A 1,135-nucleotide genomic window follows, 5' to 3' on the forward strand; every position below is an offset into this window, starting at 1 on the left:
CTAGTGTCCTGCGCCAGAGATCCGTCGGCAGAGGCGGGCCAGGGAGTCGAGGATTTCTTCGGCGGTCTTGGTCCAGATGAACGGCTTGGGGTCTTCGTTCCAGACTTTGACCCACGCGCGGATGTCGGCCTCGAGGGCCTGGATGTTCTTGTGTGCGCCGCGGCGGATCATCTGGTGGGCGAGGTAGCCGAACCACCGCTCGACCTGGTTGATCCAGGACGAGCCGGTCGGGGTGAAGTGCAGTTCGAACCGTGGGTGTTTGGCCAGCCAGGCCCTGATCGCAGGGGTTTTGTGAGTGCCGTAGTTGTCCACGATCAAGTGGATCTGCAGGTGAGCGGGCACCTCCTTGTCGATCCGGACCAGGAACTTCTTGAACTCCACGGCCCGGTGCCGACGGTGCAGGGCCGTGATGACTTCACCCGTGGCGACGTCGAAGGCGGCGAACAGCGTGGTCAGGCCGTTGCGGACGTAGTCGTGGGTGCGCCGCTCGGGCATGCCCGGCATCATCGGCAGCACCGGCTGGGACCTGTCCAGGGCCTGGATCTGCGACTTCTCATCCACCGACAGCACCACCGCACCCTCGGGCGGGTTGAAGTACAAACCCACGACGTCGTAGACCTTCTCCACGAACAACGGATCCGTCGACAGCTTGAAGGTGTCCGCCAGATGCGGCTTGAGCTGGAACTGCCGCCAGATCCGTCCGACCGTGGACTTCGACAGACCACTGTGCTCGGCCATCGACGTCCGCGACCAGTGGGTGGCGTTCTTGGGCAGCTGTTCCAGCGTGGTGACCACCACCGCTTCCACCTGATCGACGCTGATAGTGGGCGGCCGGCCCGGCCTCGGCTCGTCGACCAGTCCGTCCAGCCGCTGGGCGAGGAAGCGCCGCCGCCACTTGCGGACGGTGTCCGCGCTCACCCGCAGATCCCGGGCGACCGCGACAATCGGCGGCACCTCCGGCCCCGCACAGGCCAGCACGATCCTCGCCCGCAACGCCAGGGCCTGCGCCGATGAGGCCCGACGCGTCCACCGCTCCAACTCCGCCCGCTCGTCATCGGACAGCAGCAACGGCACCAGTTTCGGGCCCCGACGAGGAACTGACGCACCAGCAGTAGAAGTCACACACCAACTAACG

General features: G+C 65.9%; 1 protein-coding gene. It reads right to left on the minus strand.

All coding sequences use genetic code 11. The features are described from left to right. A complete protein-coding gene (locus ABT147_RS47225) occupies positions 1–1,077 on the minus strand; it encodes an IS630 family transposase (RefSeq protein WP_502983290.1) in 1,077 nt (358 codons plus the stop codon). Positions 1,078–1,135 lie beyond the last annotated feature (58 nt).

This window comes from Streptomyces sp. NPDC001868, from assembly GCF_040297125.1.
Taxonomy (GTDB): Bacteria; Actinomycetota; Actinomycetes; order Streptomycetales; family Streptomycetaceae; genus Streptomyces.